This window comes from Bradyrhizobium sp. BLXBL-03, assembly GCF_051853015.1.
Lineage (GTDB): Bacteria > Pseudomonadota > Alphaproteobacteria > Rhizobiales > Xanthobacteraceae > Bradyrhizobium > Bradyrhizobium manausense.
Window position 1 is genome coordinate 3,950,223 of the sequence record NZ_CP182470.1, and the last position, 23,567, is coordinate 3,973,789.

Annotated in this window: 18 protein-coding genes and 1 pseudogene; 9 read left to right on the forward strand and 10 right to left on the reverse strand. The window is 64.0% G+C overall.

Annotation, left to right across the window (positions count from 1 at the left end):
- Nucleotides 1-1,073: 1,073 nt before the first annotated feature.
- Nucleotides 1,074-1,994: an adenylate/guanylate cyclase domain-containing protein gene (locus ACNJX9_RS19005; protein ID WP_439409875.1), complete on the forward strand. Its 921-nt coding sequence runs from the start codon at nucleotides 1,074-1,076 to the stop codon at nucleotides 1,992-1,994.
- Nucleotides 1,995-2,588: 594 nt separating this feature from the next.
- On the opposite strand, the gene ACNJX9_RS19010 is transcribed toward ACNJX9_RS19005, so the two are convergent.
- From ACNJX9_RS19010 to ACNJX9_RS19020, 3 genes are all read right to left on the reverse strand, one after another.
- Nucleotides 2,589-3,761, reverse strand: a complete 1,173-nt coding sequence (locus tag ACNJX9_RS19010; RefSeq protein WP_439409876.1) for an MFS transporter — start codon at nucleotides 3,759-3,761, stop codon at nucleotides 2,589-2,591.
- Between the two features lie 266 nt (nucleotides 3,762-4,027).
- Nucleotides 4,028-5,317, reverse strand: a complete 1,290-nt coding sequence (locus ACNJX9_RS19015; RefSeq protein WP_439409877.1) for a DNA polymerase IV — start codon at nucleotides 5,315-5,317, stop codon at nucleotides 4,028-4,030.
- On the reverse strand, nucleotides 5,314-5,625 hold the full coding sequence (locus tag ACNJX9_RS19020; protein WP_439409878.1) for a DUF3572 domain-containing protein: 312 nt from the start codon (nucleotides 5,623-5,625) through the stop codon (nucleotides 5,314-5,316). Before ACNJX9_RS19020 ends, ACNJX9_RS19015 begins: the two co-directional genes overlap by 4 nt.
- Nucleotides 5,626-5,890: 265 nt before the next feature.
- On the opposite strand from ACNJX9_RS19020, the gene ACNJX9_RS19025 reads away from it, so the two are divergent.
- Both ACNJX9_RS19025 and ACNJX9_RS19030 read left to right on the forward strand, forming a co-directional pair.
- Nucleotides 5,891-6,256, forward strand: a complete 366-nt coding sequence (locus ACNJX9_RS19025; protein ID WP_008130064.1) for a response regulator — start codon at nucleotides 5,891-5,893, stop codon at nucleotides 6,254-6,256.
- Between the two features lie 13 nt (nucleotides 6,257-6,269).
- Nucleotides 6,270-7,643 carry a PleD family two-component system response regulator gene (locus ACNJX9_RS19030; RefSeq protein WP_057756587.1) on the forward strand — a complete coding sequence of 458 codons (1,374 nt, stop codon included), beginning with the start codon at nucleotides 6,270-6,272 and terminating at the stop codon, nucleotides 7,641-7,643.
- Between the two features lie 133 nt (nucleotides 7,644-7,776).
- Here ACNJX9_RS19030 and ACNJX9_RS19035 read toward each other — a convergent pair whose 3' ends face one another.
- Entirely contained in the window at nucleotides 7,777-8,691 is a 915-nt protein-coding gene (locus ACNJX9_RS19035) for a LysR substrate-binding domain-containing protein (RefSeq protein ID WP_439409879.1), read from the reverse strand.
- Between the two features lie 119 nt (nucleotides 8,692-8,810).
- Between ACNJX9_RS19035 and mdlC the strand changes: the two are divergent.
- The 3 genes and pseudogenes from mdlC to ACNJX9_RS19050 form a co-directional block, all read left to right on the forward strand.
- Nucleotides 8,811-10,418: pseudogene (mdlC, locus tag ACNJX9_RS19040) on the forward strand (benzoylformate decarboxylase); the annotation flags it as partial.
- Between the two features lie 54 nt (nucleotides 10,419-10,472).
- The gene (locus tag ACNJX9_RS19045; RefSeq protein ID WP_439410083.1) at nucleotides 10,473-11,924 is read left to right on the forward strand and encodes an aldehyde dehydrogenase; all 1,452 of its coding nucleotides are present in this window, start codon (nucleotides 10,473-10,475) and stop codon (nucleotides 11,922-11,924) included.
- Nucleotides 11,925-11,941: 17 nt separating this feature from the next.
- Entirely contained in the window at nucleotides 11,942-13,336 is a 1,395-nt protein-coding gene (locus tag ACNJX9_RS19050) for an MFS transporter (protein WP_439409880.1), read from the forward strand.
- Nucleotides 13,337-13,654: 318 nt separating this feature from the next.
- Here ACNJX9_RS19050 and ACNJX9_RS19055 read toward each other — a convergent pair whose 3' ends face one another.
- The gene (locus tag ACNJX9_RS19055) at nucleotides 13,655-14,230 is read right to left on the reverse strand and encodes a TetR/AcrR family transcriptional regulator (RefSeq protein WP_057756786.1); all 576 of its coding nucleotides are present in this window, start codon (nucleotides 14,228-14,230) and stop codon (nucleotides 13,655-13,657) included.
- A gap of 156 nt (nucleotides 14,231-14,386) precedes the next feature.
- Here ACNJX9_RS19055 and ACNJX9_RS19060 point away from each other — a divergent pair, with 156 nt between their 5' ends.
- Nucleotides 14,387-15,619 (forward strand): MFS transporter, encoded by a 1,233-nt coding sequence (locus tag ACNJX9_RS19060; RefSeq protein ID WP_439409881.1) that lies wholly within the window; start codon nucleotides 14,387-14,389, stop codon nucleotides 15,617-15,619.
- Nucleotides 15,620-16,033: 414 nt separating this feature from the next.
- Nucleotides 16,034-17,428 (forward strand): ammonium transporter, encoded by a 1,395-nt coding sequence (locus ACNJX9_RS19065; RefSeq protein WP_439409882.1) that lies wholly within the window; start codon nucleotides 16,034-16,036, stop codon nucleotides 17,426-17,428.
- On the opposite strand, the gene ACNJX9_RS19070 is transcribed toward ACNJX9_RS19065, so the two are convergent.
- From ACNJX9_RS19070 to ACNJX9_RS19085, 4 genes are all read right to left on the reverse strand, one after another.
- Nucleotides 17,425-17,955: a hypothetical protein gene (locus tag ACNJX9_RS19070; RefSeq protein WP_439409883.1), complete on the reverse strand. Its 531-nt coding sequence runs from the start codon at nucleotides 17,953-17,955 to the stop codon at nucleotides 17,425-17,427. The two genes, ACNJX9_RS19065 and ACNJX9_RS19070, sit on opposite strands and share 4 nt — an antisense overlap.
- Before the next feature lie 119 nt (nucleotides 17,956-18,074).
- On the reverse strand, nucleotides 18,075-19,931 hold the full coding sequence (locus tag ACNJX9_RS19075) for a tetratricopeptide repeat protein (protein WP_439409884.1): 1,857 nt from the start codon (nucleotides 19,929-19,931) through the stop codon (nucleotides 18,075-18,077).
- Nucleotides 19,932-20,233: 302 nt separating this feature from the next.
- Nucleotides 20,234-20,401, reverse strand: a complete 168-nt coding sequence (gene rpmG / locus ACNJX9_RS19080) for a 50S ribosomal protein L33 (protein WP_057756569.1) — start codon at nucleotides 20,399-20,401, stop codon at nucleotides 20,234-20,236.
- A 125-nt stretch (nucleotides 20,402-20,526) separates the two neighbouring features.
- A complete protein-coding gene (locus ACNJX9_RS19085; protein WP_439409885.1) occupies nucleotides 20,527-21,852 on the reverse strand; it encodes an LLM class flavin-dependent oxidoreductase in 1,326 nt (441 codons plus the stop codon).
- Nucleotides 21,853-22,150: 298 nt separating this feature from the next.
- Between ACNJX9_RS19085 and ACNJX9_RS19090 the strand changes: the two genes are divergently transcribed.
- Nucleotides 22,151-22,699: a hypothetical protein gene (locus tag ACNJX9_RS19090; RefSeq protein WP_057756567.1), complete on the forward strand. Its 549-nt coding sequence runs from the start codon at nucleotides 22,151-22,153 to the stop codon at nucleotides 22,697-22,699.
- Nucleotides 22,700-22,809: 110 nt separating this feature from the next.
- Here the strand turns inward: ACNJX9_RS19090 and ACNJX9_RS19095 are convergent, their stop codons facing one another.
- Nucleotides 22,810-23,559 (reverse strand): NUDIX hydrolase, encoded by a 750-nt coding sequence (locus tag ACNJX9_RS19095; RefSeq protein ID WP_439409886.1) that lies wholly within the window; start codon nucleotides 23,557-23,559, stop codon nucleotides 22,810-22,812.
- Nucleotides 23,560-23,567 lie beyond the last annotated feature (8 nt).

A 23,567-nucleotide genomic window follows, 5' to 3' on the forward strand; every position in this document is an offset into this window, starting at 1 on the left:
CAGCACGACTTCCGCGTTTACTTTAGTTGGGGTCTCCGGTGCCCCCTGTGAGCCAGTTCACGTTTCGCATCGAATTCCGATGCAAGTTATCAGCGAAGCATGGCCCAACGTGTCGCACGTGGTGCTTGGTCGGATACCGCCGAACGGAAACGGTCTTCGCTTACTCGTGAAGTGCAGTAGCGCTGACCTGTTAAATTCGTAATGCGATTGAACTATGGGAAATCCGTCGGGACCCATATGTGAACGGGCTAACACAACGCCCTCGGCGCTTACGCGTAAGGTGATCCTGGAATTTGCAGTATCCCAAATCGGAGAGGAAATCCCAAGCACTCACAGAACCAAATTCAAGGAGTTTTCCTATGGATTATTTTAGTGAGGATTCCGCCCACGTTACCAAGCCGTTTTCACTAGACCGAACTGCCGCCAGAACTCACGAAGACAGGATCACTCACAGGCGCTGGGCGAGAGCTGTCCTAGCCTTGTACGCTGTCTTGTTCTTCGCTGGCGCTGTCGCGATTGGTCTCCACCAGAGCATGATTATGTCGGGTGGCATGGAACAACACGCCACCTTGCGCGACGACAATCGATCAGCTCACTAACAGTCATTTCACCACACACACCATCGCCTCGTCTCAGCACGCCCATCGAGCAAAACTGGAAGGACTTAGGTCATGGCAGCTAAAGCATATACTCACGCGCCGTCAGCCCAGCTAACAAGGGATTACGACGGACGGATTATCGCCGGCTACTGCGTCCTGGGGATTATCGCCCTGGCTGCGCTATATTTTGCGGCAGCTGGTCCCGGAACTGGCGGGGCTGCTCTTGCTCTCATGGTGGCTATGCCTTGATTTGACAGCGCACGATGCGAGGGCTCTTAATACTCTTTGTCGTTTTCGCGCTGATGTTGGCGGCGCGCGGCCAGCATCAAACTGATTTCTTGCCGCGCGCGACGGCGCCTATGCCGCCAGTCAACGTGCCCTAGCTTTAACCCCATGTCGCCTCCTTGAAGTGGCTGAAAGCGCGGCGTCCCTGCCGGTGAACCCCCGGTAACCTGCGACTTAGGTGGTGCGCCCATGACGAAGGCGAGATACTTCGAGATCGGGGTGGACTGCCTCGAAATCATCGCGGTGTTGCTTGCGCTCCTTTTGGCCGTGTACGTCTCCATCTGGGCCGGCCTTCTTCTGCTCGGGGTGCTCCTCCTGGGATTGGTCTCGCTGATTTGCAACTACGATGCCTGGGTCGTGCGACGTCTATCGACGCTGGAAAACCCGCTGATCTTGCCGCTATGCAGAACTGGATTCGTTGGCAGGCACCGGCGAATGCTGAGGCTGCTCCCGTCAGAGCCGCGATGTAGGTTCTGCATGGTGCCGTTCGGTGGCCTGGGCAAAGTGTTCGGCATCAGGCCGTCGCCGCCCAACCCAAACTACTGCCGGAGCTGCTTCGAAGCCTTGCCGACAACAACTCATGAGCTGAAAGTCGGAGTGCTTTTCGCCGACCTACGTGGGTTCACCTCGTGGTCCGAGACCCACAGCTCGAGCGCCGCAGCTGACTTGGTGAGCCGCTTCTACGCGAGAGCTAATCGGGTGCTCACCTCCGATGACGCCTTGGTCGACTTCATAGGTGACCAAGTCATGGCTATCTACCTTGTCGATATGCCCTCGCTCGGCGCGCGAACGGCGGACATCATGGTCGCAGCGACGAGACGGCTGATCCAGGCCGAGGGGAAGGTCACGGAGTCGCTGCCGGTTGGTGTCGGGATTCATATGGGCAAGGCGCAAGTTGGCTCCCTGGCCACAGGAGGATCGAAGAATTTTACAGCTATCGGGGACGTGGTGAACACGGCTGCACGCCTGCAGAGTGCGGCCAAAGCTAATGAGATTCTAATTTCCGAGACGGTTTACGATGCCCTTTCTGAGAAGAAGCCGCAGGCAGACCGCACAACTTTGGAACTGAAAGGAAAGGCCGAGCTGCTGACAGCCTTTATCTTGCGTTAGCCGCCACCTGGCCGGATCAATCCGCCGTGCGGCTGCGGCATTGCTATGGCTCCTTTGGCTGCAAACCAGAATCTTAAGTTGCAAGTCTTCGAATTAGCGTCGCCGCTGACGTGGACACAATTGCCCCGAGCGGTAGGCCCGTCGCGGACCTCTTGTGAACCAAGCCGCTCTACCTTCGTTCACTCTTGAATGGAGAAGGGAGTGCAAACCCCGTTGCGATGCCATGCCAACATCTAAGTCGGATTCACGACGTTTGTTTTGAAAATCTTTGGGAACGATCGGTCCCCCTGTCTATTGGCCATCATCACCGACGGCCCTCCAGCCGCAGGCGTTGCTGGCCGAGAGAGCACTCGCAGTAATCGTTGAAGTAAGCAGCGAAAAGGTCGCGGCCCGGCGATCGATAAAGCTGAGGAGGCGAGGCGATTCGGTGAAATCGACCGCATGTCGTCCCGGTGCCAACCAGCAGCCTCGTGCAGGCGCTGATTTGGCTGCGCAGCGGTCGAGCCCGCCGACGAACACATCTACCGCACGCGCTGGATTTTGTAGCGGAGGACATTCGCTGAATGCGCGTCCGCCGCCCAAATATCGCAAGCCTTAGGCCGCGCCTTCCTCGACCGCTGGAGCCAACCTCGGCGTGGAAACCAGCGCGGCGAAGGCCCCGAGAAGCGGGATGGCGATAAAAAGCGCGACGGCTGCGACGTTGAAGGCGATGCCCGCACTGCCGGCGCGGTGCGCGAAGACGCCCGCGATCGGCGGCAACGCCAGCATGCTGCCGTAGAACGCGGAGAAGTAGATTCCCATTCCGACCGCGCGCGCCTGGACAGGAAGCGCCCATGTCGGCAGGCTGGCGAAGGTCGCACCGGACAGGCCGGCCACCAGCCCCAGTGCTGCGAAGATGAGAAGGTCGTGGTCGGACACCGGAATGGCTGCCATCCCGAGCGCGGCGAGCAGGAGGGACGCGGCAGCGATCCAGATGCCGGCACCTCGCCGGATCGCAAGCGCGCCGCCGAGTGGGATGGCCGCGATGGTGACCCACAGCGCGACGCTGACGTGAGAGGCGGCGATCTCGGCCGTATAGCCCCTCTCGGTGAGAAGCAGCGGACCGAACGCAAACGCATTGGCGAAAGTGGCGTTGGCGGTGCCGGCGACGAGGCCTGCAATGACCACGGCGGCCGTGACGGCCGCGCCTGGGAAGGCCGCGGACAACGGCACGACCGGCCGCGCCTGCTTCGGCTGCGCGAACAATAGGATCAGCGCGATGAGGGTCAGGATCACCATTGCCATCGACGCGCCGATCAGCCCGAACTTGTCCGCGATCGGCGGCAACGCGACCAACGCCAGCGCTATCCCGCACGGCCACGAGCCGGCGAACGCCGCCATCGCAAGGCCGAACTGTCTCCCAGTGAATAGATCGGCGATCATCTTGGTGCCGGCGATGGTAAACACCACCGCGCCCGTGCCCGCGACGATTCTGGCCAGCAGGCGCGCGTTCCAGTCGCTCGACAGATCGACGACGGCGCCGGCGAACATCAGCGCCGCGCAGAGGAGAAGCGTCGTTCGTTCGCCGAGCCGTTGGACCACTATTCCGCCAGGAAGCGCAACCAGGACGCTAGGTGCCAGATAGGCGCCGACCAGGATGCCGAGCCGGGCGTAATCGAGGCCCTCCGCTCGAAGCAGCGGGCCGAGCGCTCCGACGCTTTCGAACTGCATGCCCATGACGCAGCGCACTGTGAAAAGCAGCGCCAGAATTCGCCATTTCGATTCCACGTGGCCCCCCGGTCCAACGATTGCATCCGGCCAGTGTCACGTCGAAGCTCCCGCGAAGCAAGCCGCGATCTCGGCTTGACCCAAGAATCTAAGCCCAAACATCGAAAACTACGGGACAACCCGGTTCCAATCGCATGGGTTGAGCAGACTTCAGTCGGCCAGCGGCCTATGACACAGGCCCCGCCGTGTGCCGTCATGCGATCCACCGGGTCCGCGCGAAGCGCGGCCCCGGTGGCTCGCAATGACGATCTGGAGGCAGGTCGCCATCACTCCTGCGCCTTCTCCGGTCCCTCATAGGCGATGCCACGAATGACGGCGGCATTGCCGAACTTCTTGCGCAGGCTGTCCACCGCACGCTCGGCATGCGCGGCGCGGCGGTCGAGCATGTCGGTGTCGTCGGCGGGCGAGCCGTCGCGCAGGGCGCTGACGCCGGCGCCCATCAGGCGGAAGGCGGTGCCGTCGATCTCTTTCGCCAGCATCTCGCGGCAGATCGAGAAGATCTTTGCGGCAAGCTGCGTCGGGGCTGCGATCGACTGCGAGCGGGTGCGTTGGCGAAAATCGGCGGTCTTGAGCTTCAGCGTGATGGTCGAGCCGGCAAGCTCGCTGCTTTTCAGCCGCGATGATGTCTTCTCGCACAGCCGCCACAGGATCTTCTCCAGCGTCGCGAAATCGCGGATGTCGGTCTCGAACGTCGTTTCGCTGGAAATCGTCTTGGCGCCGCGATCGGCCTCGACGCGGCGATCGTCGATGCCGCGCGCGAGCCGCCAGAGCCGGCGGCCGTCGCTGGGAAACAGCCGCATCAGCTCGATCTCGTCGGCCTTTTGCAGATCGGCAATGAGGCGGAAGCCCCGCTGCATGAGACGTTCTTGCGTTGCGGGGCCGACGCCGAAGATGAAGCCGACCGGCTTCTCGGCCAGCATGGTCCGCGCTTCCTCCTGGTCGAGCGCGGCAAAGCCGCGCGGCTTGTCGAGATCGGAGGCGATCTTGGCCAGGAACTTGTTGCAGGACAGGCCGACCGAGACGGTGATGCCGACGTCGCGCTCGACCTCGCGGGCAAAGCGCGCCAGCACCTTTGCCGGGATCATGCCGTGCACCCGCTCGGTGCCGGAGAGATCGAGGAAGGCCTCGTCGATCGAGAGCGGCTCGACCAGTGGCGTCAGCGCCTGCATGGCCTGCCGCACCTCGCGGCCGACGCGGACGTACTTCGTCATGTCGGGCGGGATCACGGTCGCATGCGGGCAGGCCTCCAACGCCTTGAACATCGGCATCGCCGAGCGGACGCCATAGGTGCGCGCGATGTAGCAGGCCGCCGAGACCACGCCGCGTTTTCCGCCGCCGATGATGACGGGCTTGTCGGCGATGTCAGGATTGTCGCGCTTCTCGACCGTCGCATAGAAGGCGTCGCAATCGACATGGGCGATGGTCAGCCCTGCAAGCGCCCGGTGGCGGACGAGGCGGGGGGAGCCGCAGGCGGAACAGCGCCGCCCGCCCATTTCCTGATCGGCCAGACAATCCCGGCAGAAACAGCGGGGCCCGGCCGCCTCCAGGGCGGTCACGGCACGTCGCGCTCCCAGGTCCGGTCGCCGAGCGCATCGCCCAGCACCTGCCGCGCTGCGGCAACGTTGGTCGGATGCAGGCCCACAGCCTTGGCAAAAGCCTTGGCGGTGTCGTCATCGCGCAGCACGAAATCGAGCACGCTGAGCAGGAAATGCGGGTCCGAGGCGGCATTCCGGAGCGTCTCCGGACCGACCCCTGTCTCGGCCAGGAACAGGCCCAGCCTTTCAGGCTCGCCGGCGACGAAGGACAGCGCCTGAATCGCAACGATTTCAGCGACTTCGCGGGGGTTGTGAACAGGCTTTTTCACGGGCCCGGTTTGCCTTTCCGTTAACTTTCGGTGTCTACTTTGGACTATGCCCGAGTCTCGAGACTGAGTCTTTATGTTGAGGCTTGGGCGTGAGCCTTGCGGCCCCAGACAAGCAACTGGAAACCACATCGCAGAAAGTGGCCGCTCGGGTTTAACCAAACTCAAGCGACTCTGGGGCTAGTTTGAATCCAGTTTTCGAAGCGCCGGAAAGCGGCGCCTGGGGCGTTACCATGCACCGGTCGTCGGGACCAAACAGGAGGGCGGGATGGCCAAGACCGTCCTGATCGTGGAAGACAACGAGCTCAACATGAAGCTCTTCCGCGACCTGTTGGAGGCGCATGGCTACCAGACCTCCGGCACCAGCAACGGTTACGAGGCGCTCGACCTCGTGCGCAAGATGCGGCCCGACCTCGTGCTGATGGATATCCAATTGCCGCAGGTCTCGGGGCTCGAGGTGACGCGCTGGATCAAGGACGATCCGGAGCTGCGTTCCATTCCCGTCGTCGCGGTCACGGCCTTCGCGATGAAGGGCGACGAAGAGCGCATCCGCGAGGGCGGCTGCGAAGCCTATTTGTCCAAGCCGATCTCGGTCGGCAAATTCATTGAGACGGTCCGGCGTTTTATCGGGTAGGGAGTGAGTTTCGGTGTCCGCGCGTATCCTTGTCGTCGATGACGTTCCCGCCAACGTCAAGCTCCTCGAAGCCCGTCTGTCGGCCGAATATTTCGACGTGATGACCGCCTCGAACGGCACCGAGGCGCTGGCGCTGGCCCGCCGCGCCGAATGCGACATCATCCTGCTCGACGTGATGATGCCCGACATGGACGGCTTCGAGGTCTGCCGCCGCCTCAAGACCGATCCGGCCACCCACCACATTCCCGTCGTCATGGTCACCGCGCTCGACAGCCCGGCCGATCGCAATCGTGGTCTCGAGGCCGGCGCCGACGATTTCCTGACAAAACCCGTCTCCGACGTCGTGTTGATCGCGCGCGTGCGCTCGCTGACGCGGCTGAAGATGATGACCGACGAGCTGCGCATGCGCGCCATCACCTCGCTCGAAATCGGCATGCAGGCGCCCGAGCGCAGTGCCGTCGCCGATACCGGTAAGGGCGGCCGCGTCCTGCTGGTCGACGATCGCGAGTCGTCCTATCAGCGGCTGGCGTCGATCCTTGCCGCCGAGCACACCGTCGACGTCGAGCCCAATCCGACCGAAGCGCTGTTCCATGCGGCCGAGGGCAATTACGACCTCCTGATCGTCTCGCTCGATCTGAACAATTTCGACGGCCTCAGGCTTTGCAGCCAGGCCCGCTCGCTGGAGCGCACGCGCCACGTGCCGATCCTGGCGATCGCGGAAGCGGAGAATTCGACCCGGCTGCTGCGCGGCCTCGAGATCGGCGTCAACGACTATCTGCTGCGCCCGCTCGACAAGACCGAGCTGCTGGCGCGCGCCCGCACGCAAATTCGCCGCCGCCGCTACACCGATCACTTACGCGACAACGTGCAGAATTCGATCGAGATGGCGATCACCGATGCGCTCACCGGCCTGCACAATCGCCGCTACATGGAGAGCCATCTGGCAACGCTCGCCGAGCAGGCCGCGACGCGCGGCAAGCCGCTGGCGCTGATGATTCTGGACATCGACTATTTCAAGTCGATCAACGACAATTTCGGCCATGACGGCGGCGACGATGTGCTGCGCGAATTCGCGGTGCGCGTGCGCAAGTCGATCCGCGGCATCGATCTGGCCTGCCGTTACGGCGGCGAGGAGTTCGTCATCGTGATGCCGGAGACCGATCTGCACGTCGCCGGCATGGTTGCCGAGCGCCTGCGCCGCTCGATTGCCGGCGAGCCGTTCACCGTCCACAAGGGCACCAAGCGCGTCGAGGTGACGATCTCGATCGGGCTGACCACGCTGGAGCAGAAGGGCGAGGCGGTCGCCGACGTCCTCAAGCGCGCAGACATGGCGCTCTACCGCGCCAAGCATGATGGACGCAATCGCGTGGTGTCGCACGCGGCGTGAGACGGCGAGGGGCGCGCTGCGCGCCACATCCACCGGCGTCGTCCTGGCGAAAGCCATAACCACAGGAAGTGGTTGTAGCGCGAAGCTGGCAACTCCGAGTATTCGCCAAACTTCTCCCCGTGGTTATCGCGGATCACCATCTCGCGGGACGAGCCGCCAGTTTCCGCAGTTCTTCGAGGAGCTTGATCGCTGGCGCGGGTAAGATGCCCTGTCTTCGTTTGAAAGCCGTCAGCGTTCTTGCGCTTGTGGCTCCAGGGATGTTCAGGGCGTCCACCATGCGAGCGCGGCGCTCGGCGTCGTAGATCGATTCCGGCATCCAGCCAAGAAAGCCCGAGCGGGCGATCAGGCTCTTCAGGACGAGGGTTGACCTGGTCTCGACAACGACGTTGGGCAGCCCTAGACCATGGGTGCGGAACACCCGCAGCAAATCCTCGTAGGGCGCGGTGCCGCGTGGCGTGATCGCCCATTGCTCCGTCATCGTATCTTCCAGTGTCAGCTTCCGCTTGCTGCGCAGCGGATGACGGGTGCCGGCGACCACGTGGCTCTGATCCTGCCAGCGGCAATCGGCGAGGGCTTCGATCTCATCGAGCGTCTCGGTCGCGGCACCCAATGCGAGATCGATCTCATTCTTGACGAGGGCCTCCGCAAGCCGGTCCCACACGCCTTCGATCACGAAGACGGTGAGGTTGGGCCACTTCTTCAGCACGGCGCTGATCGCCAGCGGAAGAATAAGGCTCGCGATGTTGCCGACGGCGCCGACGCGAATTGTTCCCTTCGCAAGTCCGCGCATCGCATTGATTTCTTCGGTCGCGTTTTCGGCCTCGCGCAGCAGCAGCGTTGCATGTGGAAGCAGGGCGCTGCCGACGGCCGTCACTTGCATCCCCTTGGAATGACGCTCGAACAGCGGCGCACCAACCTGCTGCTCGAGGCGACGTACAGTGCGGCTGAGCGCAGGCTGCGTAATGTGCAGCAGGTCCGCGGCACGACCGAGGCTGCCGGCCGAGACGATCGTCATGAACGCGTTCAACTGTCGCAAATCGAAGGTCATGCACAAAGGTAATGACTTTGCCGTAAAAAGGCAATTTCAAAACAAGTCTCCGCTTTCCATAGTTCGCGCCGGCCGGACGAAGCCGCCAACAACGCCGTCAAGAACATTTGGAAACGCCTATGCAGGAAGCCATACGCTCTGCGACCGACCGTGCGCGCTCGCAGGCCACGCACCTCACTGTTCGTGACGCCGTCTGCGACCTGATGCGCCGGCTCGGCATGACTACGGTGTTCGGAAATCCGGGGTCGACCGAATTGCCGCTGTTCCGGAATTTTCCGGACGACTTTCGTTACATTCTAGGCCTGCAAGAAGCCGTCGTGGTCGGAATGGCCGATGGCTACGCGCAGGCAACCCGCAATGCCGCGTTCGTCAACCTGCATTCGGCGGCCGGTGTCGGCAACGCGATGGGAAACATCTTCACCGCGTTCAAGAACCGCACGCCGATGGTGATCACGGCCGGTCAGCAGGCACGCTCGATGCTGGCCCTTGATCCGTTCCTTGCCTCGCGCGAGGCGACCGAGCTGCCAAAGCCATACGTGAAATGGAGCATCGAACCTGCGCGCGCCGAGGATGTGCCGCACGCGATCGCGCGGGCCTACTATCTAGCAATGATGCCGCCGCGCGGGCCGGTGCTGGTGTCGGTCCCGGTCGACGACTGGGATCGTCCGTCGGAATATCTGCCGGTCCGCCTCGTCAGTCAGCAGATCCGGCCCGATCCCGATGTTCTCGACCAGATCGCCCGGGCCCTCGACGGCGCGACGAGCCCGGCCTTCGTCGTCGGCGGTGCGGTCGACCGCGACTCGGCGTTCTCTGAAGTGGTCCGTCTGGCGGAAGCTCACAATGCCCGTGTCTTCGTGGCGCCGATGTCCGGCCGGTGCAGCTTTCCCGAGGACCATCGCCTGTTCGCCGGCTTCCTGCCGGCCATGCGGGAGAAAATCGTCTCTCTGCTCAAGGGCGCGGACCTCGTCTTCGCGATCGGTGCTCCGGCGTTCACGTATCACGTCGAGGGCTTCGGGCCACACGTGCCTGCCGGCGCCACGCTCGTCCAGTTGATCGACGATCCCCAAACCGCGACGTGGACGCCGCAGGGCATGGCCGCCGTCGGCAGCATACGGCTCGGGCTCATCGATCTGCTGGAACGGGCGAAGCCGCCTGCGCGTCTCGCGCCTCCACCGCGAGCGGCTGCGCCGCAGGTCCAGCCGACCGCTCCGCTATCGACGGCCTATCTCTTCCAGTCGCTCGCCGAGCGGCGACCGGCCGAGAGCATCATCGTCGAGGAGGCGCCGAGCGCGCGGCCGGTGATGCACGCTCATTTGCCCATTGTCCGCAGCGAAGGCTTCTACACCATGGACAGCGGCGGACTCGGCTACGGCATGCCGGCGGCTGTCGGCGTCGCCTTGGGAAAGCGGGGCACGCGGGTGATCGGCGTGATCGGGGACGGCTCGAGTCTCTACTCGATCCAGTCGGTCTGGAGCGCGGCCAAGCTCTCGCTGCCGATCACCTTCGTGATCGTCAACAATGGCCGCTACGCCGCGCTGCAGGATTTTGCTCCGTCGTTCGGCTTTGCCTCGCAAGAGCCAGTTCAGGGCACCGACCTGCCGGACCTCGACTTCGTGGCGATTGCCAAGGGAATGGGCTGTCCCGCAGTCCGCGTCGACAATGCCGAGGCGCTGCATGCCGCGCTGGACAAGGCCTTTGCCTCGGATGGGCCGATGCTCATCGACGTTGAGGTCGACGATCGCCGGGCAGCAAAACAAATCGAGAAGGAAGGGGAGAAAACCATGAACACGATTTCCATGCTGATCGACGGAGAGCCGCAGCAGGCTAGCCATGGCGCAACCTTCGAACGGAAGAACCCGCTCAATTCGACCGTTGCGACACGGGCTCCTGCGGCGACTGCGGCCGATGCAGTTGCGGCGGTGCGGGCCGCCGCACGCGCATTTCCGTCCTGGTCTGCCATCGGCCCCTCCGAGCGGCGCGCGCTTCTGACCAAGGCTGCGCATTGCCTCGAAGCCAAGGCCGATGCCTTTGCGGCGGCGATTGCCGCGGAGACAGGCGGGTCGGCGCTATGGAGCGGCTTTAATGTCCATCTTGCCGCCGGCATGCTGCTCGAGGCCGCCGCCATGACGACGCAGATCGGCGGCGAGATCATTCCGTCCGACGTGCCGGGGAGCCTGGCGATGGGCGTGCGCCGTCCGGCCGGCGTTGTCCTCGGCATGGCGCCCTGGAACGCACCGGTCATTCTCGGCGTGCGCGCGGTCGCATGGCCGCTCGCCTGCGGCAACACAGTGGTGCTGAAGGGCTCGGAGCTTTGCCCGGCGACGCATGGTCTCATCGTCGAAGCGTTGCGGGAGGCGGGCTTTCCCGCCGGCGTCGTCAACTACGTCACCAATGCGCCGAAGGATGCCGCCGCCGTCGTCGAGGCGATGATCGCCGAGCCCTCGGTTCGCCGCGTCAACTTCACCGGCTCGACCCGTGTCGGCAAGATCATCGCCGGCGTCTGCGCCAAGTACTTGAAGCCCGTCGTGCTCGAGCTCGGCGGCAAAGCGCCGCTCGTGGTGCTCGACGACGCCGATCTTGACGCCGCGGTCAACGGCGCCGCCTTCGGCGCGTTCGCCAATTCCGGGCAGATCTGCATGTCCACGGAACGGATCATCGTGGACGAGAGCATTGCCGATGTGTTCGTCCAGCGCTTGGCCGATAAGGCCGGCAAGCTGCCGGTCGGTGACCCCAGGAAAGGCCCGGTGGTGCTTGGCTCCGTCGTCGACATGGCGACGGTCGCTCGCTGCAACGAGCTGATCGACGATGCGCTCGCCAAGGGCGCGAAGCTGCTCTGCGGCGGCAAGGCGGACTCGACGCTGATGCCGGCCACTCTGCTCGACAACGTGACGGCCGACATGCGGATCTACAGCGAGGAATCCTTCGGTCCCGTCAAGCCGATCGTTCGCGTCAAGGGCGAGGAGGCCGCGATCGTCTGCGCCAACGACAATGCCTACGGATTGTCGTCGGCCGTATTCACCACGGACTCCGCCAGAGGCATGCGGGTGGCGGCGCGGATCGAATCCGGCATCTGCCACATCAACGGTCCGACCGTGCATGATGAGGCCCAGATGCCGTTCGGGGGTGTCAAGGACTCTGGCTTCGGGCGCTTCGGAGGCAAGGCCGGCATCGCCGAGTTCACCGAGCTGCGCTGGATCACCATGCAGACCTCCCCACGTCACTATCCGTTCTGAACAGAAGGCGAGAGATCATGAATCTCACGGGTGCACGCGCAGCGAATGCAATCGACGTCGGCCAGTTGCTCGACGAGGGTCCCTTCACGGCGTTCCAGAAGATCGCGGTCCTGTTGGCCGCGCTGTCGATCGTGATGGACGGGTTCGACGGTCAGCTCATCGGATTTGCGATTCCGGTGATCATCAAGGAATGGGGCGTCACTCGCGGGGCGTTTGCGCCGGTGGTCGCTGCCGGCCTGGTCGGCATGGCGATCGGCAGCGCATGTGCGGGATTGTTCGCGGACAGCTTTGGCCGCCGCTGGGCGGTGATCGGCAGCGTCCTTGTATTCGGCACCGCGACTTGCGCGATCGGCCTTGCGCCGGATCTCCTGACAATCGGCTGCCTTCGTTTCGTCGCCGGGCTTGGCATCGGCGGTGCCTTGCCGACCTCGACGACGACGACCGCGGAGTTCACGCCGCTCCGCCACCGCACTTTGGCGGTGACGGCAACCATCGTCTGCGTGCCCCTGGGCGGGATGCTCGCGGGCCTGTTCGCCAGCGCCGTGCTCCCGGCCTTGGGCTGGCGTGCGCTCTTCTTCATCGGCGGCTCGCTGCCGCTGATCCTCAGTCTGCTGCTGGTGTTGGGCCTGCCGGAATCGCCGCGCTTCCTGGTCCGCCGCTCGGCGCGCTGGGCGGAACTGTCAGGCTTGCTCGCGCGCATGTCCCGGACGATCCCCGCGGACGCGACGTTCAGCGACAGGATCGAACAGCGCGCGGAGCAGCGCAAGGGACTGGCCGCATTGTTCGAGACGGGGCTTGCTCGCGACACCATTGCGATCTGGTGCGCGTTCTTCATGTGCCTGCTCGCCGTGTATAGCGCCTTCAGCTGGCTGCCGACGATGCTGACCTCGGAGGGCCTCGACGTGGCGGTGGCAGCTTCCGGGCTGACCGCCTACAACATGGGTGGCGTATTCGGCGCCTTGTTCTGCGCTGTCGCCATTGCACGCTTCGGGTCTCGCTGGCCGCTTCTGGCATGCTGTATCGGCGCGACCGCAAGCGCTCTCGTCATCCAGCAGCTCGGCACGAAGGACCACACGTCATTGTTGATTGCCGGCCTCGGCGTGCACGGGCTGTTCGTCAATGCGGTGCAGTCGACCATGTTTGCGTTGTGCGCCTATGTCTATCCGACGGCCGTGCGCGCAACCGGGACGGCGTCGGCGCTCGCCTTTGGCCGATTTGGTGCGATCCTGAGCGCGTTCGCGGGAGCTGCCGTGATCACTTCGGGAGGTGCGTCGGCCTATCTGCTCATGCTCGGCGGGGCCATGATCCTGGTCTTCGTCGCGCTTGCGGCCGTCAGGCGCCACATTCCGCCGCTCGAGAGGCCTCAAGCCGCCGCTGTCGCAATTCCGGCGAGCGATCTGCAACGATCATGATCGAGACAATGCAACGCAGGGACACCCTATGATGTCGAAACCTCGATGGCGGTACGAACTAGAATACAATGTTCTGACGGGATGATCTCTGCTCGGGTGTTGCGCTCGGCTATTCGCACAAACTCGGCTGTCATCCCCCGCGACCCGGCTACGCCAAGGCTTCGCCGGGGTTGAGGTCTAGGGGCGCCGAAGCTTTAGCGTAGGCGGCAGGCGGGGAATCCAGTACGCCGCGGCGTCTCGGTTCAATCACAACTGCCTCTGGAATACTGGATCACCCGCTTTCGCGGGTGATGACACCGAGAGGTGCGGCGACAGCGGTTATTGGGATGACCGCTTGCCCTTCACCGGCTTCGCATCGCCACCCACATCCACGCCGGCATTCCGCAGCAACACCTTGGCCGCTTCCTTCGCCGCGCGCGCCATCGCGGGATCGTCACGCACTAAATCCTGGGCGATCGAGCCATCGACCAGCAGCACGAGCTGCGTTGCGAGCGCATCCGCATCGGCGACGCCGAGCTCGGTCAGTCGCTCGCGAAACCAGACGCGGCGGCTTTCCTTGAAGGCAATGGCGATCTTCTTCACGGCGCGGTCGGTGGGGCCGAGCTCGGCGACTGCGTTGACGAACGGGCAGCCGCGAAAATCCTTCGCTGCAAACCGCCGCTCCAGCGAATCGAAGGTGGCGAGGATCTGCTCGGCCGGCGGCTTGTCGGAGGGGCGGGCGCTGACGAAGCGGCGCTCCAGATAGGCCGCGATCAGCGCGTCCTTGGAGGGGAAGTGGTTGTAGAGCGTGCGCTTGCTGATGCCGATCTCGGCCGCGATGGTATCGACGCCGATGGCGCGAATGCCTTGCAGATAGAACAGCCTGTCGGCGGTCTGAAGGATCCGTTCCTTCATGTCGGATTTTTCGGCGGACGGCATAACACAGACCTGTGTAACAAGCACCTTGACAGCGCCCGTTACCTATAGACTAATTACACAGGTCTGTGTAACCAAAATCAACCGGTCATGCAGATGCCGGCGCGCGGCCAGCGCCCATGAGGGAGAACAAAAATGCCCCTGTTGCAGGTCCTGCGTCCGACATTGCCGATCCTGATCGGCGCCTCGATCATGCTGACGCTGAGCATGGGGCTGCGGCAGTCGCTCGGCATCTTCATGCCGCCGCTGACGCACGACATCCATCTCTCGGTGTCGGATTTCACACTGGCCCTTGCCGTGCAGAACCTCGCCTGGGGCTTCCTCCAGCCGCTCGCCGGGGCGATGACGGTGCGCTACGGCTTCCGCCCGATCATGATCGCGGGCGCGCTGATGTACATCGCCGGCCTCGCGCTGATGGCCACGGCGAACGGGCTCGTCAGCATCATGATCGGCGCGGGCGTGCTGATCGGCACTTCGCTGGCCTGCACCGCGGCTGCGATCGCGATGTCGGTGGCGGCGCGCGCGGTGCCCGAGACGGTGCGCTCGACCGTGCTCGGCATCGTCTCAGGCGCCGGCTCGCTCGGTGCGCTGCTGTCGGCGCCGGTCGGGCAGATGCTCAACGAGGGTTTTGGCTGGCGCATTGGCCTTGCCGGCTTCGTCGTCATGTCGGTGCTGATGATCCCGGCGGCGTGGTACGCCGGCCGCGTCGATGCCATTCCGCTGCCAAAGCCTGCTGCCGACGATATCGGCGATGCCACGGCCGCCTCCGTGACGAGGGCCGCGTTCGGCAACGCCTCCTTCGCGGTGATGACCTGCGCCTATCTCGTCTGCGGCATGCAGCTCGTGTTCCTCACTACCCATCTGCCGTCTTATCTCGCCATCTGCGGGCTCGATCCGATGCTGAGCGCGCAGACGCTCGGCATGATCGGCGGCTTCAACGTGCTGGGTTCGCTGTTCTTCGGCTGGGCCGGCCAGCGCTGGAACAAGCTGGCGCTGCTGGGCGCGATCTACCTGCTGCGTTCGCTCGCGCTGGCCTGGTACTTCATGCTGCCGGCAACGCCGTTCTCGACGCTGCTGTTCGGCGCCATCATGGGCTTCCTGTGGATGGGCGTCGGCCCGCTGGTCGCCGGCGCCGTCGCCGAGATGTTCGGCCTGCGCTGGCAGGCGATGATTCAGGGCCTGGCCTTCATGAGCCACCAGATCGGCAGCTTCCTCGGCGCCTACGGAGGAGGGCTGATCTATGACACGCTCGGCTCCTACTCCATGGCCTGGCGCATCGGCGTCGCGCTCGGCCTTGCCGGCGGCATCGTCCAGATCGCATTCGCGCTGATCAAACCGACCGCGCCGCCCTTGCTGCGAACGGCGTAGGCATCATCAGCCGCTGCTCATCCGTTGGGCGTTGCGCACCTCTGTGAAGCAGCGCGTGGCGCGGCTTCCGCACAGCAGCAAACTGGAATCGAAGCGCATTCAGTAGCTTGATTGAATCGTTCCGATGGTGCGAATCTTGCATCTCCTTTTCGCCTGGAATTGGAACCGCGTCTAACGCTTTCCGATCCGGCGACAAGGGAAAGGCCGATAAGCCATGAGGCTGGTCGATGCCAGTCTCCAGACATCGACGCTCGACGACCTCATCGCGTCGAGCCTCGATCATTTTGCCCCGAAAATCCGAGCCGATCACGCTGGCGCTGTCGCTCCGGCGCGAATGATCATCCCTGCGGTTCCACGCAAACAATGCCCGGAAGCCAATCTCTTGCGATTGATCTCTCGAGACTTGGGAGGACGATGATGGAGTCGAGAACATCCACGCGCCAAAGGCTCGTGACACTGGTGGTCGCGCTGTTGGGAATTGCGCTTCTCTACCTCGCCCTCGGCGAGGTTGCGCTCGCCGAGGATGCGGCCCCGCCCGCCTGCGGCGGCAAGATCCTCGAAAAGTGCACGCCCAATTCCGGCGACACCGCCTGGATGCTCACCTCCGTTGCGCTGGTGCTGATGATGACGGTTCCGGGGCTTGGGCTGTTCTATGGCGGCATGGTGCGCAAGAAGAACGTCGGCGACACCGTGATGACCAGCTTCGCGGTGACCTGCCTCGTCACCATCCTGTTCGCGATCTTGACCTACAGCCTGGCCTTCCGCGCCGGCACGCCGTTCATCGGCGGGTTGGACCGCATGTTCCTGAGGGACATCCTCAGCGACATCGGCAAGGGCGGGATCGGCAATCCCAATCCGCTCGCGGCGACGATTCCCGAAAGCGTCTACATCTGCTTCCAGATGACGTTCGCGATCATCACGCCGGCGCTGATTGCAGGGGCGTTCGCCGAACGCATGAAATTCTCCGCGATGCTCTGGTTCATCGGCCTGTGGGCGATCTTCGTCTACGCGCCGATCGCGCATTGGGTGTGGGGCCCCGACGGCATCTTCTCGTCCGGCAACGACGCCGCCTGGGTCAAGGTGCTCGATTTCGCCGGCGGAACCGTCGTGCATATCAACGCCGGCGTCGCGGGCCTGATGTGCGCCATCATGCTCGGCAAGCGCAAGGAAACGGGACCGGCGCACAACATGGTGCTGACCTTCATCGGCGCCTCGCTGCTGTGGGTCGGCTGGTTCGGCTTCAACGCGGGCTCCGCGGTGACGGCAGGCATGCAGGCCGGCATGGCGATGCTGGTGACGCAGATCGCAACGGCGGTCGCCGGCTTCACCTGGATGCTGGTGGAGTGGTCTCTCAAGGGCAAGCCGACGGTTGTCGGCATCTGCTCGGGCGCGGTCGCGGGCCTCGTCGCCATCACGCCGGCGTCCGGTTTCGTGGGCCCGGTAGGGGCCTTCGTGATCGGCATCGCGGCCGGCGTCATCTGCTACTGGGGATGCACCGGGCTCAAGGCCATGTTCAGCTATGACGACGCGCTCGATTGCTTCGGCGTCCATGCCCTCGGCGGCATCGTCGGCGCGCTGCTCACCGGCGTCTTTGCCGTCGAGCAATATGGTGGCACCGCGGGCGTGCTGGAAGGAAATCCCGGCCAGTTCGTCAACCAGTGCATCGGCGTAGCTACCGTCTTTGTTTACGACGCCGTCGTCAGCCTGATCATCCTCTCCGTGATCAAGCTGTTCGTCGGTTTGCGGGTGTCGGAGGATATGGAGCGCGACGGTCTCGACCTCGCACTGCATGGCGAGGTCGTGCACTAGCTGCGGTAGTAGCGCCACATCCGCAGGAAGGTGCGATGGATCATGTCCGGCGGCTGGTCGAACGGCTCGACATTGACCCGTACCATGTTGGTGTGGCTCATCCGCCAGGGCAGGCGCATCAGCCAGCGCCAGGACGGCTGCTTGCGCCAGTCGGCCACGAGCGCGCTGGTGAGCGGTGCGTTCAGCACGATCTGGAGTTCATGCACCGTCATGGCGCGCTCGGCGATCTCGACGAGATCGATGCGCTCGATGGCGCGCCACCGGATCAGGCCGAAGGCCTGGATGAAGATGCCGTATTGGTTCGCGCCGATCGTGGGCCGGCCGGTCTCGAGCAGCGGAATGTTGTAGTAGGTGAACCCGGCCGCGAGTGCCGCGAGCGCAAGCCAGTAGATCGCGCCGGTGAGAAGCGCAGCCGTGCAGAAGATCGCGGCGAGCGCCGCCGTGACGTAGACCGGAAAATAGGTATCGTCGCGGCCGTACGCGACCGAATAGCCACCGACATGTCCCTCGTCCAAGGCTGCGATCATGGACGTGGAGGCTACGACCATTGGTCGCAAATAAAAACGGGGTCGCGAGGGCCCCGTAAAGCTCGGCAGCATTGGCCGATCTTACTTTGATCTCGACGACTTGGCCGCCTGCGCGCTCATCAGGCAGGCGGGAGGGACGCCTGATCCTTCCTTGCGCGCCACGCGGCGATCTGCTTTTCGAGTTCGCGGCATACGTCGTCCACCACGCTGGCCCAGTCGCCGCGCGTTGTCTGCCTGAACAGCCGCATCGATCGATACCACGGGCTGTCGTCGCGCTCGAGCAGCCAGCGCCAATCCGGGTTGAAGGGCAGCAGCGTCCAGACGGGCGCGGCAAGCGCGCCGGCGAGATGGGCAACGCTGGTGTCGATTGTGATCACCAGATCGAGACAGCAGATCAGCGCCGCTGTTTCGCTGAAGTCGGTGAGATGCTCCGTAAGGTCGACGATGTCACGGCGTTCGGCGAGGAAGGCGCGGTCCTGATCGCGAACGCCTTTTTGCAGGGAGACGAACTGGGCGTCGCAATCCAGCAGCGGCGCGAGTGTGTGGAGAGTCATCGATCTGTTGTGGTCGTTCTTATGGTCAGGGTTGCCGGCCCAGACCAGGCCGACGCGGAAGCGGTCGTGAGGGCCGAGCCGCTGTTCAAGCCGGTCTTCCCACGCTGTCATTCGCGTTGCCGGCGGCGCAGGAACGTAGCCTTGTGCGAGCGGGACGGTGTCGAGCCGCGTCCCGAATGCGAGCGGCAGCGTTCCTAGGGGGCAGTGCAAGTCGAATTCCGGCGTCGAGGAGCGGCCGATGCATTCTGCGACCCCTTCGATGCCGCCCAGAAGCTGTTGGATCGGAGGCTCGACCTCCAGAATGACGCGCGCGCCTGATGCCGCCACCATGGGCACATAGCGGGCGAACTGGATCGCATCGCCCAGCCCCTCGTCGGAGTGTAGCAGGATGGTCTTGCCTGCGAGCGGCTGGTCGCCACGCCAAAGGGCTTGCGAAAATCCGCGATCGACCAGGCCGATTGAAGGCAGCCGCCAACGCGCCTCGCGCGCAAGCCAGCCGTGCGCGAAATCGCCAGTGAGGAGCTGAAGCGTCGCCAGATAGAACAGCGTCTGCGCATCATCAGGTGCGGCGGCGAGCGATTTGCGCAGGGTCGCAAAGGCCTCATCCAGCATTTGCAGATGCAGCAGGACCACGGCCTTGTTGTTGAGCACGGCGTGGAAATCCGGGCGGAGCGCGAGCGCGCGATCGAAGCAGGCAAAGGCCTGTTCCAGCCGGCCAAATCGCCAATGCAAGAGGCCGAGATTGTTGTGCGTCTCCGCAAGGTTCGGATCGAGCGCGATGGATTTTTCGTAGTCGGCCTCTGCTTCGTCGAAGCGGCCCAGCGCCGAGAGACAAACGGCACGCATCTGATGCAGGGCCGCGGAACTTCGGTTCAGCCTCTCGGCGATGTCGAAGCATCTTACGGCTTCCGCATGCCGTTCGAGCTCAAGCAGCAGCATGCCGCAATTGTGCGCGGCTTCCCAATAGTGCGGATTGAGCTTCAAGGCCTGCAACAGGTGCTGCGCCGCTTCGTCCTTGTGCCCGAGCTGCCAGAGCAGGTTGCCGAGGTGATTCCACAGGCCGGCATCGCCGGGCTTCAGGCTCAAGGCATGGCTGTAGTGGTGCCGTGCGTCCTCGAGCCGTCCCTGTCGCTCCAGCACCGTGGCGAGGCTGAGGAGATACTCGGCCTTCGGCGCTTGCCGGACGGCTCGGCCGATCCATTCCTCGGCGGCGTCAGGCTGCTGCGCGTGAAAACAAAGCGCACCCAGGAGATGAAGCGCATCCGGGTGCTGCTCATCCAGTGTCAGCGCCTGCTGGCAGCACAGCTCGGCCTCGGCAATTCGCCCCGAACGAAAATGCGCAAAGCCGGCCTGGCAGAGTGCGGCCGGCGAGGTTCTTCCGGTTTGTTTGGCCGCCGCGGCCCGGCGCTGTCTGCGATTCATGAATGGTTGGAGCGTGGAAGTCGGATCCACTCTAACCACGCCAGGATTTCGCGAGGCTGGCGGTGTGCTGCGCGTCCCGGTGAGCAGAGGGGCGCGTGCTGTCACCCCACGCTCCGTCATTGCGAGCCAACGGGTCCGCGCCAAGCGCGGCCCGATGACAGCCTCCGCGAAGCAATCCAGAGTCTTTCCGCGGAGGGATTCTGGATTGCTTCGCTGCGCTCGCAATGACGTGTGGAGAGGATTGGGCCAAATGAAAACGGGGCCCGATAGGGCCCCGCAAAAATCTTCAGCGTTCCGAGATCTTACTTGATCTTGGCTTCCTTGAACTCGACGTGCTTGCGCGCGACCGGGTCGTACTTCTTCTTGACCAGCTTGTCGGTCATGGTGCGCGAATTCTTCTTGGCGACGTAGTAGAAGCCGGTGTCGGCCGAGGACACGAGCTTGACCTTGATGGTGACCGCTTTGGCCATGTTCTGAACCTCAGAAAATCAGGGGAATCTGGAGCCGGCCAAACGGCCCGCGTTGGCCGGCAAACTAGCCAGAAACCGGGGGAAGTCAAGGATTTAGGGCCGCAAAACCACTCAAATCGGGCCGATTAAGCCTCGAAGAAGCGGTTTTTCGGCCGCGGCAGGCCCAGATTCTCCCTCAAAGTGGCCCCTTCATACTCTTTGCGGAAAATCCCGCGCTTCTGCAGCTCCGGGACCACCTTGTCGACGAAATCGTCCAGGCCGGCGGGCAGGAACGGGAACATGATGTTGAAGCCGTCCGAGCCACGCCCGACCAGCCATTCCTCCATCTGGTCGGCGATGGTCTTGGCCGTGCCGACGAAGGACAGCCCGCCATAGCCGCCGACACGCTGGGCGAGCTGGCGCACCGTGAGCTTGTCGCGTTTGGCGAGGTCGACCATGCGCTGGCGGCCGCTCTTGCTGGCGTTGGTCTCGGGGATCTCGGGGAGCTGTCCATCGGGATCGAAGCCGGAGGCGTCGGTGCCGAGGATCACCGAGAGCGAGGCGATGGCGCTGTCGTAATGCACGCGGCTGTCGAGCAGGGCGCGCTTCTCCTTGGCCTCGTCGACGCTGTCGCCGACCACGACGAAGGCACCCGGCAGGATCTTGAGATGTTCAGGGTCGCGGCCGATCTTCTCCATGCGGCCCTTGATGTCGGCGTAGAGCTTCTGCCCGTCGGCGAGGCTGCCGCCGCCGGTGAAGACGGCTTCCGCGGTCTCGGCCGCGAGCTGCTTGCCGTCTTCCGACGCGCCGGCCTGCACGATCACGGGCCAGCCCTGCACCGGGCGGGCGATGTTGAGCGGGCCGCGCACCTTCAGATATTTGCCGACGTGGTCGAGCACGTGCATCTTCGACGGATCGAAGAACAGCCCGCTGTCGACGTCGCGCACGAAGGCGTCGTCGGCGAAGGAATCCCACAGGCCAGTGACGACGTCGTAGAATTCGCGGGCGCGCTTGTAGCGCTCGGCGTGCTCCATGTGGTCGTCGAGGCCGAAATTGAGCGCGGCGTCCGGGTTCGAGGTGGTGACGATGTTCCACCCCGCGCGGCCGCCGCTGAGATGATCGAGCGAGGCGAAGCGGCGGGCGACGTGATAGGGCTCGTCGAAGGTGGTCGAGCCCGTCGCGATCAGGCCGATCCGTTCGGTGACGGCGGAAAGGGCAGAGAGCAGCGTGAACGGCTCGAACGAGGTCACGGTGTGGCTGCGCTTGAGCGCGTTGACCGGCATGTTCAGGACGGCGAGGTGATCGGCCATGAAGAAGGCGTCGAACTTGCCGGCCTCGAGTTTTCTGATCAGCGTCTTGATGTGCGAGAAGTTGAAATTGGCGTCGGGCCAGGCGCCGGGATAGCGCCAGGCGCCGGTGTGGATGCTGATCGGGCGCATGAACGCGCCAAGCTTGAGTTGCCGTTGTGCCATCGCGCCCAAAATCCCGTTCTGGTGTTGTTGGGGAAAGACATAGGCACGCCGCGGAACTCCGCCATTGGGATGGCTAAGAAGAATTTTTTGTTTTTTGCGGCACGTTCAGCACGTTTCCGTCATTCCGGGGCGCCGCGTTAGCGGCGAGCCCGGAATCTATCCGACGCCGATCTCTGCGGCCCGATTGATTCCGGGTTCGCGCTGCGCGCGCCCCGGAATGACGGGGAGGGGGTCCCTTCGAACCAATCAGCCGCCTGCGCCGACCAAGCCATGACCTTCGCTCCCGAGGAGACCTTTCATGGCCAGCGCAATGACCGTAGACGGCGGCATCGTCCGGATCGACCGACCGATGCCGTGGTTCGGCCGGCTGCTGTCGCTGCCGCTGCTGGCGGCGGGCTTCTATCTGCTGTGGAATGTCGCGCTCGGCCTGCGCCAGGATTTCTCCGGCTTCGGCCGGCTTGCCGATGACCTTGTGCCGGTGCTGGTGTTTTCGGGCCTCGGGCTGCTCGTCGGCATTCCCGGCCTGATCCTGCTGACCTTCCGCAGCTTCGTCGTGCTCAACGCGGCTCTGCGCCAGATCGTCGTCACCAGGCAATTCGGCCCGCTGAACTTTCGCAAATCGCGCGATCTCGCCGATTATCACTTCATCAGCATCACCGACGACTACGATCCCGAGCTGACGACCTACGACGTCAATCTCTGCGGCAACAAGGGCACCGAGCCGATCACGCTGCAGAGCTTCACCAAGCGCGAGGATGCGAACAAGCTCGCCAGCGAGATCGGCCGCGTCTTAAAGCTGCCGGCGCGCGACTATGTCGGCACCGAGCCCGACGCTGACGGCGCGTGAAAGAATACTCTGCGCGCGTAGCCCGGATGGAGCGCAGCGCAATCCGGGAAAGTCCCTCCGCGATGGGATGCCCCGGATTTCGCTGCGCTCCATCCGGGCTACAAGAGCCCTTAGCTCAAAATATCCTTCTGCATCTTGCCGCCGTAGAAATGGAAGAACGGCACCGGCGCGTCGTGGCGCAAGGGGCCGGTGGCAAGGCGGGCGTGGAGCTCGTTGAGCACATTCCGCGTCATGGGATGCAGATCGGCGAGCGGCCTTGAGCCGAGCTCGACCCAGACCAGTTCGACCAGCTCCGCATCCGCATGGATCACGCCCTCGACGTGATGGGTGATCGCCGACGCATCGGCGGTGAAGAAGCGCGTGTCGAACCGCTTGACGCGGCCGGGCGGGGTGATCGCGCGGGCGATCAGGAACAGGCTGGAGGGATCGGGCAGGAGGCCCGCATCGGCGAACGGCTTCCAGGGGCCTTCGAGCCTCGCCTTGCCTTCAGCCTTGCGTCCGAGGCAGAGGCCGGTTTCCTCGCAGGCCTCGCGGATCGCGGCGATCGCCAGCGATTTGGCGCGCGAGGCCGGCGTCTTCGGGCTGCCCTTGGCGAGATTGGCCTCTAGTTCAGGAGTGATGGGGGCCGCACACGGCACGCGATGATCATCCTTGTCGACGCGGCCGCCGGGGAAGACGAATTTTCCGGGCATGAACACGACCTTGTCGTGGCGCTTGCCGACCAGCACCTTTGGAATGCTGCCGCTGCGATCGACCAGGATCAGCGTTGCCGCATCCCGAGGGCGGAAATAGGGATGGTGATCGGCTTCCTTTTCCTCGTGGACTTTGGCCTTCTCGGCTGTCTGCGCCGTATCGCTCATATCCTCAC

Excerpts from the sequence above, each read along its gene's own strand:
- ACNJX9_RS19070 (WP_439409883.1), bottom strand. The coding sequence starts at position 17,955 with ATGATCGCAGCCTTGGACGAGGGACATGTCGGTGGCTATTCGGTCGCG.
- ACNJX9_RS19045 (WP_439410083.1), top strand. The coding sequence starts at position 10,473 with ATGAACACGATTTCCATGCTGATCGACGGAGAGCCGCAGCAGGCTAGC.
- ACNJX9_RS19005 (WP_439409875.1), top strand. The coding sequence starts at position 1,074 with ATGACGAAGGCGAGATACTTCGAGATCGGGGTGGACTGCCTCGAAATC.
- ACNJX9_RS19090 (WP_057756567.1), top strand. The coding sequence starts at position 22,151 with ATGGCCAGCGCAATGACCGTAGACGGCGGCATCGTCCGGATCGACCGA.
- ACNJX9_RS19055 (WP_057756786.1), bottom strand. The coding sequence starts at position 14,230 with ATGAAGGAACGGATCCTTCAGACCGCCGACAGGCTGTTCTATCTGCAA.
- ACNJX9_RS19095 (WP_439409886.1), bottom strand. The coding sequence starts at position 23,559 with ATGAGCGATACGGCGCAGACAGCCGAGAAGGCCAAAGTCCACGAGGAA.
- ACNJX9_RS19050 (WP_439409880.1), top strand. The coding sequence starts at position 11,942 with ATGAATCTCACGGGTGCACGCGCAGCGAATGCAATCGACGTCGGCCAG.
- ACNJX9_RS19075 (WP_439409884.1), bottom strand. The coding sequence starts at position 19,931 with ATGAATCGCAGACAGCGCCGGGCCGCGGCGGCCAAACAAACCGGAAGA.
- ACNJX9_RS19025 (WP_008130064.1), top strand. The coding sequence starts at position 5,891 with ATGGCCAAGACCGTCCTGATCGTGGAAGACAACGAGCTCAACATGAAG.
- rpmG (WP_057756569.1), bottom strand. The coding sequence starts at position 20,401 with ATGGCCAAAGCGGTCACCATCAAGGTCAAGCTCGTGTCCTCGGCCGAC.
- ACNJX9_RS19065 (WP_439409882.1), top strand. The coding sequence starts at position 16,034 with ATGATGGAGTCGAGAACATCCACGCGCCAAAGGCTCGTGACACTGGTG.
- ACNJX9_RS19085 (WP_439409885.1), bottom strand. The coding sequence starts at position 21,852 with ATGGCACAACGGCAACTCAAGCTTGGCGCGTTCATGCGCCCGATCAGC.
- ACNJX9_RS19060 (WP_439409881.1), top strand. The coding sequence starts at position 14,387 with ATGCCCCTGTTGCAGGTCCTGCGTCCGACATTGCCGATCCTGATCGGC.
- ACNJX9_RS19035 (WP_439409879.1), bottom strand. The coding sequence starts at position 8,691 with ATGACCTTCGATTTGCGACAGTTGAACGCGTTCATGACGATCGTCTCG.